14 protein-coding genes are annotated in these 9,017 nt (G+C 51.2%); 11 read left to right on the plus strand and 3 right to left on the minus strand.

Going from position 1 to position 9,017, the window contains the following annotated elements; translation table 11 throughout:
* Nucleotides 1-1,185: 1,185 nt before the first annotated feature.
* From ACZRMH_RS25390 to ACZRMH_RS25410, 5 genes are all read left to right on the plus strand, one after another.
* A complete protein-coding gene (locus tag ACZRMH_RS25390; RefSeq protein WP_153334383.1) occupies nt 1,186-1,608 on the plus strand; it encodes a hypothetical protein in 423 nt (140 codons plus the stop codon).
* Nucleotides 1,609-1,710: 102 nt separating this feature from the next.
* Entirely contained in the window at nt 1,711-1,935 is a 225-nt protein-coding gene (relB, locus tag ACZRMH_RS25395) for a type II toxin-antitoxin system RelB family antitoxin (RefSeq protein WP_153334385.1), read from the plus strand.
* Nucleotides 1,919-2,188 carry a type II toxin-antitoxin system RelE family toxin gene (locus tag ACZRMH_RS25400; RefSeq protein ID WP_153334386.1) on the plus strand — a complete coding sequence of 90 codons (270 nt, stop codon included), beginning with the start codon at nt 1,919-1,921 and terminating at the stop codon, nt 2,186-2,188. Before relB ends, ACZRMH_RS25400 begins: the two co-directional genes overlap by 17 nt.
* 558 nt (nt 2,189-2,746) lie before the next feature.
* Nucleotides 2,747-3,304 carry a hypothetical protein gene (locus tag ACZRMH_RS25405; protein WP_153334388.1) on the plus strand — a complete coding sequence of 186 codons (558 nt, stop codon included), beginning with the start codon at nt 2,747-2,749 and terminating at the stop codon, nt 3,302-3,304.
* A 73-nt stretch (nt 3,305-3,377) separates the two neighbouring features.
* Entirely contained in the window at nt 3,378-3,599 is a 222-nt protein-coding gene (locus ACZRMH_RS25410; RefSeq protein WP_464015771.1) for a hypothetical protein, read from the plus strand.
* On the opposite strand, the gene ACZRMH_RS25415 is transcribed toward ACZRMH_RS25410, so the two are convergent.
* Nucleotides 3,587-4,246: a hypothetical protein gene (locus ACZRMH_RS25415; protein ID WP_464015772.1), complete on the minus strand. Its 660-nt coding sequence runs from the start codon at nt 4,244-4,246 to the stop codon at nt 3,587-3,589. The genes ACZRMH_RS25410 and ACZRMH_RS25415 overlap by 13 nt on opposite strands.
* A 65-nt stretch (nt 4,247-4,311) precedes the next feature.
* Nucleotides 4,312-4,707: a hypothetical protein gene (locus ACZRMH_RS25420; RefSeq protein ID WP_464015773.1), complete on the minus strand. Its 396-nt coding sequence runs from the start codon at nt 4,705-4,707 to the stop codon at nt 4,312-4,314.
* A 351-nt stretch (nt 4,708-5,058) separates the two neighbouring features.
* Here ACZRMH_RS25420 and ACZRMH_RS25425 point away from each other — a divergent pair, with 351 nt between their 5' ends.
* The 6 genes from ACZRMH_RS25425 (at nt 5,059) to ACZRMH_RS25450 (ending at nt 7,759) form a co-directional block, all read left to right on the plus strand.
* On the plus strand, nt 5,059-5,622 hold the full coding sequence (locus ACZRMH_RS25425; protein WP_024265240.1) for a recombinase family protein: 564 nt from the start codon (nt 5,059-5,061) through the stop codon (nt 5,620-5,622).
* 19 nt (nt 5,623-5,641) lie between these two features.
* On the plus strand, nt 5,642-5,800 hold the full coding sequence (locus ACZRMH_RS25430; RefSeq protein WP_024265239.1) for a hypothetical protein: 159 nt from the start codon (nt 5,642-5,644) through the stop codon (nt 5,798-5,800).
* A 572-nt stretch (nt 5,801-6,372) separates the two neighbouring features.
* Complete coding sequence (locus ACZRMH_RS25435) at nt 6,373-6,663, plus strand: helix-turn-helix domain-containing transcriptional regulator (RefSeq protein ID WP_024265238.1); 291 nt, start codon at nt 6,373-6,375, stop codon at nt 6,661-6,663.
* Nucleotides 6,664-6,740: 77 nt separating this feature from the next.
* A complete protein-coding gene (locus ACZRMH_RS25440; RefSeq protein WP_024265237.1) occupies nt 6,741-7,004 on the plus strand; it encodes a type II toxin-antitoxin system RelB/DinJ family antitoxin in 264 nt (87 codons plus the stop codon).
* Nucleotides 6,991-7,278 (plus strand): type II toxin-antitoxin system YafQ family toxin, encoded by a 288-nt coding sequence (locus ACZRMH_RS25445; RefSeq protein WP_024265236.1) that lies wholly within the window; start codon nt 6,991-6,993, stop codon nt 7,276-7,278. The genes ACZRMH_RS25440 and ACZRMH_RS25445 overlap by 14 nt, the downstream gene beginning before the upstream one ends.
* Before the next feature lie 46 nt (nt 7,279-7,324).
* A complete protein-coding gene (locus tag ACZRMH_RS25450; protein ID WP_024265235.1) occupies nt 7,325-7,759 on the plus strand; it encodes a hypothetical protein in 435 nt (144 codons plus the stop codon).
* A 50-nt stretch (nt 7,760-7,809) separates the two neighbouring features.
* On the opposite strand, the gene repM is transcribed toward ACZRMH_RS25450, so the two are convergent.
* Nucleotides 7,810-8,634, minus strand: a complete 825-nt coding sequence (repM, locus tag ACZRMH_RS25455; RefSeq protein WP_024265234.1) for a replication initiation protein RepM — start codon at nt 8,632-8,634, stop codon at nt 7,810-7,812.
* Nucleotides 8,635-9,017 lie beyond the last annotated feature (383 nt).

Consider the following 9,017-nt stretch of genomic DNA (forward strand, 5'->3'; position numbering starts at 1 on the left):
GCGCCGAGCTTGCGGATTTCATGACTATTCGGACACTTTAAGGCAGGCAGCGACGCAGGATTTATCACTATCACTGACCTCTTTTCTCGAAGCAAAGAGATCTTCGTGGCGCGTATATGACAACAAATCCCTCCCTTTATGAACACTACAGGCCACATAACATAAGGCGTCTAGACGACCTCAAAGGTTTAAAAAGGGAAAAGTAAAAAGCGCGGCTCTGCCGGGGCACCCCTACGGGGTTCCCCCACTTCGTGGCTCCCCCTCCGGTAATAATGCCCAGCCTGCCGGCTGGAGACTTTGTTTATGCGCTCCAAGGAGCGCTGTGACGCCTCTGCTAGCAAGGATCATCCAAACGCCTGCTGCGGGCTCACAGACGACAAAGGCGAGTAATCAGGGGATAACAGCGAGCCGGATTTCAGTGTCGTCCTGATAAAGTGATGTTGCTATTAATCTTGTCTGTGCAAGCATTCGCTCTGGATCTGATTCCAGGGAGTGGGGCCCCCCTCAGGGGGTCGAGCTGGGTGAGCGCGTAGCGCGAATGCTCTGGGATTCTGTCTTTTTGTACCTTTGCCTTTTTGTACTTCCTATGGGTCTTCTATTGCCTGAGCAATAGCCGAAGCAATAGAACGACCAATAGAACGCCACATAGATAATCAAAGACAAAAGCAGAGCAACAGCACGCCATCCCTACGGTCTGTCGTGGCCGCCCTACGGGACGCCCAAACCTTCCGGGGGATCGCCCCGTCAGGCTTTCAGGGTTCTGACTCGCTGCGCGAGCCTCCACCCTCTTTCCTCCCCCGCCCCCTGGACGGGCTTGTCTCGAAAATTCACCCGCGTGCGCGTCAGGTGAAACCGGACCAACCTGCATTCTGCAATTGCGCGACGTCTCGTTGCGGTCCGTTGTCCCTTTCTCGACTGCTACATCGCGAATCCAGGTTGGTCCGGTTTCACCTGACGCGCACGCAAGCGGTGCGGCCGGATGCTGCGCACCCTGGTTTCGCCCTGGACGGGCTGCACCAGGGCAGAACGGAAAAATTCGGCCTGGGGGCCATTTTTCCTCACCCCCCTCGTGGGCTCGGGTGGTGTCTGTCCGGCTGTTTCCGCCGTCTTCGCCGGCGGTTTATCAGAGCGGCTAAGGCCGCTCTGGACGCGTTACCATGCGATTTTCGCCTGGGAGCAAAACTCATGCAGCGTTTAGCCAAACCTTCGGACTACGTCCGGCAAGAAGTTCTCGGCCAATCGACCTACGTGCTTCCTTGGGAGCCGCGGCTGTGCCCGGGAAACCCTGCGGATGATCCCGAACTGGGCGCTCAGCTCTACAACGATTTTGCCTGCGCCGCCGTCATGGGCATCACGCAGCGATCACCAGCCGAACAGATGACTGACATCATTGATTGGGTCATTGCCACTCCTGGAGAGGCGCCCAGAGCCTTAGCGGCTGATCTCGCAGCGGCCTATCAGGACAAGCATCAGTTTCTAATAAAGGATTTGGAGCACTGGGACGAGGAGACCAAGCCGCATCGAGCGCACCTGATTTTTCACAACGAAGATATTCGCGGTCTGTCTGCCCAGGTCATCATGGCTTTACGTGTGCGTGCTGGTGGCTGACCGGGAGTGAAATTATTTTAGGTACGCATAATGTGCGGCCCGACCATGGGTTAGCGCAATCGCGATATACTTGTATAGCAATCCTTATTATGGAGTCTGGCCATGCTTGCTATTCGACTGCCTTCGGACCTGGAAGAGCGCCTGGAAAACCTCGCCAAAGCCACCGGCCGCACCAAAACCTTCTATGCCCGGGAAGCCATCGTGGCGCACCTGGACGACTTGGAAGACTTGTACCTGGCGGAACAGCGCCTGCTGGATAACCGCGCCGGTCGCTCGGAGTCGGTGCCTCTTGAGGATGTGATGACGCGTTATGGCTTGGCGGATTGAGTTTGACCGCGCTGCAGAGCGCGAGCTGGGCAAGCTCGATCCCCAAGTCGCCAAGCGCATCCTGCTGTTCCTGCAGGAGCGGGTGTCGAACCTGGAGGATCCGCGGAGCATTGGCGAAGCCTTAAAAGGCTCACGTTTAGGGGATTTTTGGAAGTATCGGGTGGGTGATTACCGGATTATCAGTGCCATCGAGGACGGCGCGTTGCGCATTCTGGTGGTCAAGATTGGCAACCGGCGAGAGGTGTACCGGTAACTAACTTGGGTACAGATGGATGGATGATGGATTGATGCCAGCTGACATTGTTGACGCCCAATCGCTCTGCCAGCTCAACCACGGAGGCGTAGCTGCCCACCCAACTTGAAGGCCTTTCTTGTAAAAAAACGCCGATATGCAACAAGGCATAACACACCGCATCGTGCGGAGAGAGACTCTCGGCAGGATGTTCAATGACGGTTCTTTTGCCTTGAAAGCTGTAGCAGATCGTAAACCCCATACCCCTACCCACAAACCCAACAAGGCGATTTGCCAGCATTCAGAGTATCTCGCTCTGTCAGTCTTTCCAATCCCCTAACTGAAAGGAACCCCATGATGATTGATGCTGACGTCCTGCGGGACTATCTAATGACACTTCAGTTAATTGCACAGCAGCAGGCCAGCTCCATCAGGTGATGAGACACAGACAGAGTGATGATGATCGAAGATCGAGTCTCTAATCGATCTCTAGTTAATTAATAGATAAATTGCTATTGAATCTCTACGTTTTTTGACGTAGTGTCTGTCTCATAAAGCCCGCCAAAAAAGATGCCATTGATGAGCCTGACCACTGAAAAACTCGATAACACCCCATGTCTCGCAGTTTTTACCTGCAGAGGGACACAACGTATTTTGCGAGAGGGAGGAAGCAAAGCATGGCGCCTATCCACCAGTAACTCGTCGAAAATGCGCTACGTTGTGTGTATCCAAAATCGAAACCTCGATTGGGGGAATGCCACTCACCCCCATGGCACCGCTTTCTTAGTGGGTAAGATTTCAGGAGTTGAATCACTAAAGGAAGACTCCAATGGAGATATTAGAAAAATCGTAAACATCAGTGAGTATGCTGAGATTGACGTACCTAACTGCTGGGTAGGTGGTAGGAATCCGATTGCATACATGAAGCTGAGCGACTTTGGCCTGAACCTCGACGAACTGAAGTTCAAGCCAGTTCCTGCCCTAACTGATCTAGAAAACCAAAGTAACGATGTCTCAGTGGCCGAAGATGAGTTGGCTGAGGATCAAGATGGGCTGACCATCGAGCAAGCCAAGAAGGGGCTGGCTATTGGCTTGGGAATCAGCATGAAGCAAATCGAAATTTTCATTCGAGCCTGAGTCACCAACGCAATCGGAAGGCAGTCCAGCACTGTGCATAACGCCGCTTATGGTAAATCCATGGATCCCAGTCATGGACAAAATCCAACGCAGCACGCGATCACTCACCCTACAAAGACAACAAGGAGCACTGATCGCCTTGGGCTCAAAATCCAACCGCCGCAATCGTTCTCATGCCCTCGCCAGCTATTGTGGCATGCAACAAACTAGCGAATTTTTAGGCGCTACAGAAATAATAAAATTACTCTATGCAGGGATCGACTTAGTTATAGAGATTAACTGTCAATATTCATAAGCACCATTCTGAGTGTTTCCAGTTATTGTTAAAATTTCTGGTAAATCCACATAAACTCCAGGGATTGTTACTTGAAATGTGCACATAACCACGTTAGGCATCGTTTCCACGGCAACCAAAATACTTACTTCTTTAAGTTTAATGTTTTTCTTGCTAAGCATGTCATTTATAAAATAATTGCATGAGTTTGTTAATTTTTTGTTATATATCTCTTGTGCTTTTTGCTCATTAGCCTGCTGCTGCTTAAATTCTTTTTGTTGGACTTGCATGGCAGACTCTTCAGCTTTGCCTTCTGGAGAGTCCAAATATTTTTGATATTTATCTAATACCTGGCGTCGGTACTCTGCTGCGGCCTCTTGCTTGGCCTTATCTTGTGCGATTTGATTTGATTTGGCCGAGCTAAAAACGCAACTCCAATTAATGTCATAGCCAAAATCACCTTTGCACTTCGGATACTTTTTCGTTAGGCATTGTTTATCTACTGAAGCGCGAGCAAGCACGTCGGGGTAATCAGGCTTAGATATGCACTCAGGTGCATCACTCTTTAAAAAAGCGAACGGCTCTCCTCTGTTAACAATCTGTTCTGTCTTAGAAGTGGCCGCGCAACCGCTTACCGTTATTAACAATAGTACTATTAACCTCTTCATGCATAATCTCTTAATTATTGCGTTAAGTTGATTTCAACTAAAAACTACAGATTGCGAATCTTAATTCAGCGCTTCGCGCTTCGAAACCAGTTCGATACGTCACCATTAAAACTGGCGCAATCAGAGCGTGTTGCAAATTGCTCTAAACCGACTTGGTTAATTTCAAAAAAAGAATTTTGAAGACCTTGCTCGACTAGATTCACTGCCGGCTTGCCTTTATAGTGTTCAATTAAAGCCCATTGCGTGGCAAGGATATTAAAAATCTCATCTTTCATGCTTGGGTTGTACTTTGAAATCTCACCAGATAAATACATGCAGTCTGAAATTCTTTGAATCGAATTTGTTTTTATAAACTCAATTGTATTTGGAAAGTTATTATATACCGAGACTTCAGCGGAATTTGCAAGCCCGGTAATTATGAGAGCCAGGAATGCAACACTTGCGACGGATGTGATCTTCACTTGGTAACTCCTAAATGCGCTAATATTCTGCTGCACCTAACGATCAGGTTAAAAGGCTGCGCACGTAGCCCCGAAAAGCAAAGCGAACGATTTAACCCGACCCGAATCAGGCAGAAAATTTTGTCTATATATGTCGCCACCAATTTGTAGACTTTTCTGAGCCTCAATTCTTGGCTTACAGCATTCTATCAGCAGCAGCCGTGGGGGCCACGCTGAGCGCCTCATCGCTGTCGCTTTAATCCTAAGTTATGCGACACACGCGCATCGTCAGGTTCTGAGGGCTTTCGTCTGTCGCATAAGTCAGTCGCAGGTGCTAGATTACCTGCAACGACTAATGCGACAGGTGTCCCCATGGAAAATGCAGGACAGCAGATTGGCTACGCTCGGGTTTCGACGCAAGGTCAGGAGCTGGAGCAGCAACGGATCGCTTTAGGGCAAAACGGTTGTCAGCGGATTTTTGAAGAGAAGGTCAGTGGGGCCAAGCAAGACCGCCCCGAACTTAGTCGGCTGCTCGATCACCTTCGCCCTGGTGATGTACTGACTGTGACGCGGTTGGATCGCTTGGCCAGGTCAACCACCGACCTGCTCCACATTGCAGAACGACTCAAAACCTTAGGTGCAGGTCTGCGTTCGCTTGCTGAGCCTTGGGCCGATACGACGTCTCCAGCTGGGCGTATGGTGTTAACGATCTTCGCCGGCATTGCTGACTTTGAGCGATCCCTCATTGGTGAGCGCACCAGTGCTGGCCGTGCTGCTGCCAAAGCTAAAGGCGTTCGATTCGGCCCAAAACCTGTTTTAACCCCAGAACAGATCGCCCATGCACGACAGCTGATCGACGGGGGGCAATCGGTTTCCGAAGTTGCACGGCTCCTAGGCGTTCATCGAGCCACGCTATACCGCGCACTGCCTCAATAGGTAGAACGGGAGAGACAGGATGAACAGCACGGATTCGGTACCGCGATTTATTGAGCCGGGCGACGACCAGGACGAGTGCCTGGCGCTGCCGCTCTACGTCACCCGCCAAGTCGATGACGAGACCCGGCGCGCTCAGGAGGCGCGCAAGCGGCTGTTGGCGGCTGCTGTACTGCAGTAGCAGAGGACCGACGCCTTAAACAACGGCTGAGCGTATGCAAAACAACCCCAAAAGAACGGTAGAAAAAGGCACGAGAACGGAAAAAGAACAGCAGGCGCAACGGATTAAGTCGGCTGAATAGGCGGGCAAGATAGGTGAAGTAGGCCTACCGGCCCACTTCACAGCTTGTCCATTCGCCTGCGGCTCAATGGAAAGTTTCGCGGGCGCGAAATGGTTACTTGGCCATTTGGGCACCAGTTGTATAACAAGTGCTATACAAAATTCTCCAGGTTTTGTGGGCTAAATCATTTGTTTTGTATCACAACTGTATAGCGTCAAAGAATTATTAGTTTTTAATAAATTTTTGAAAAATAAAGGTTTTTTCCATCGCCTGAGGTGCGTGATGTGTATTGAGATTTTGACCCTGTTAAGGGGGAAAATCTGGCTCTTCAAAGGGCGTAAAAATCATTCAGGTCGAAGACCGTGGCCAGTCGATGGCAGGTAAGGTGCAAAAGAGGTGCAGGGTGGGTGCAGGGTGGGTGCAGACCAGGTGCAAAACGGGTATAGAGCTGGTGTAAAGAGAGGCGGAAAGGGTGCAAAAAAAGCCATCGATCTACGATCCAGGGGCGGCGTTAACCAATCCAGAAACCAGGGCCGTGTTTATTGCGGATGCTTTAGCGACCGGCCATGCCGCTCATATTGTGGCCTCCATAGGTGTGGCTATCAGCGCATTTGGGGCGGCCAAAATGGCGAGTCTGACCGGGATCACCGTGGCAGATCTGGAGCAGCTCTTTGGTACCCATGGCGATCCGGACCTTTATCGCTTGATGAAAGTGCTACACGTGCTGGGGGTCAGTTTATCCGTGACTGCAAGAACGCAGTGACGCGTCACGTGACGGCACAAAACCATGCGCGACCCTTATATTGAGCTACACTGTGGCCCAATATAGGAGGACTACCCATGTCCACAAATGCTGTCGTTCGTGCTCGTATCGATGAGCACATCAAAGAAGAAGCCGCTGCAGTACTTGCGACAATGGGCTTAACGGTTAGCGATGCTTTCCGCATGATGATGACCCGTATAGCGCAGGAAAAGGCGCTGCCATTCGAGCCGTTGGTGCCCAACGCCAAAACCGTTGCCGCGATGAAAGAAGCGCGGCGCGGAAAGCTGCAAAAGTTCGCCACCATTGATGATCTGATGGCGGATTTGCATGCGGACGATTGAGAGAACCAGTCAGTTCAAGCGAGATTTTAAGCGAGAGGCCAAGGGGCCGCATCGAGCTGACTTGGAGCCGGGCGGCCTGTTCATCAAGATTGTCACTGCCCTGATGAATGACAAACCGCTGCCGGAAAAACATCGGGATCATGCTCTGACTGGTAACTGGAAAGACCATCGGGATTGCCATATCAAACCGGATTGGCTGCTGATCTACTGCAAGCCCGACGATGAGCGCTTGCAGCTTGTGCGACTCGGATCACACAGCGAGCTGAGCCTATGACCAGCCAGGCTAAAGAGTGTGACGCGTCATATGACGGTAGAGCACCATGCGTCACACCATAGATGAAGCCGCGTCACTGATCGGCAGAACGCGCCGGTCCATATACCGGGCAATGACCGAAGGCCGTATATCATATGGCTTAGAGTCCGATGGACGTCGCTATATCGACACCGCGGAGTTACTGCGTGTGTACGGTGCTTTCGAGCCAGCGTCACAGAGCGTCACAGTGGAAATGTCACACGGCGTCACAGTGACTGGCGACCTCGGGGAGATCATCGCCAGGGCGGTGGCAAAGGCCGTCGCTGAAGCGGTGGAGCCATTGCGGCAAGAGATCGAGAAGCTACGCCTTGATAATGCTGAGCAACGCCTTATTGAGCACAACCCTGAGCCTCAACCTGAAAAAGCGCCAACCCCGGGAAAGCCAAAATTACCCGGGCCTGCCAAGTCTTTTTCCGATCTACTGGCCGGACTGGCCGATTAGTCTCGACGGTGACGATCTAAACCCAGTCCGACCCACGTACATCAATCCAGTCATTCAGCCAGTGCCAAGGTGATCTGGTTGAGTCTGGCATGTGCTGCTTCCCAGCTCTCACCAGGACGAGCGCGTTTGGCAACCTCAGCGTCTGTCAGCTTGCCAAGCTTTTGCTTCACCGGCACGGATGTTGGTTCTGGTTTGATGGCAAAGATCAGATGGGTGACGGTGCGTCCGGTCTTGCGCTGTGTGTAGCTCACACGAATATCGCTGTATTCGTTGATTTGTGCCACGGCTGTATCTAGGACTCGCTTTTTAAAGTCCTTAATTGCCTTGTATTCGTTGGTAAGGCCGAGACTTTCGCGCAGATTAGCGAGTGCCAACTCGCGTTTTCCGATTGTGAGGTACTGCACCAGTAGCTCGTAGAGCCGTACAGCGTGAACGCTCGACATGCCACTGATTTTCTCCAAACGGTATGACGTGAACTCGGACTCGAGACGTGTGATGTAGGGGATCACCCGAGGGGCGAACGTCAACTGAATTCGGCCTGTTCCGTCGATGTAAGCCTTGTCGCTGATCCATCGGGTTGTGACAGTACGGTCCTTACCGGTGTCCGGATCGGTGTCATAGATCGTCACCGAGCGGTCGAACAGGTCGCCCATCGCTTCTTTAAGTTGTCCGTAAACCTTGGTTTCGTTGGTCCCGAATGCCTGAGCGAAATCGCTCGCTGCAATCGTGACTGGCTTATCTGGCGAAAGGCCCAGCTGTTCGTCGCGACTACGACTGATGGCAAACAGGATGATTTGTTGTTCGACCAGGTTGAGCCGGTAGCTAGCTTCGACAAGCCGGTTAGATTTGACAACAACTTCGCTTTTCTCAGCCATCAGTAGTCCTCGTGGGGAGATCCACCATAGCATAAAAAGGACTATTTAATACAAGTCCCTTAATACCGCAAATCTGTCCCTTTATGACCGCAAATCTGTCCCTTTATGACCGCAAATCTGTCCCTTTATGACCGCAAATCTGTCCCTTTATGGAGGCTGTATGCCACGTAATACGTGGCATACAGCCCGACTAAAAGCTTTTAAAAGCATTAAAAGCATTAAAAGCATTAGTCCGAGTTACCCACAGCCATTTTTCCCTCACATAACGAACAAGGAATGAATAAGCGCCGAGCTTGCGGATTTCATGACTATTCGGACACTTTAAGGCAGGCAGCGACGCAGGATTTATCACTATCACTGACCTCTTTTCTCGAAGCAAAGAG

It is taken from the genome of Pseudomonas sp. B414 (assembly GCF_055408445.1).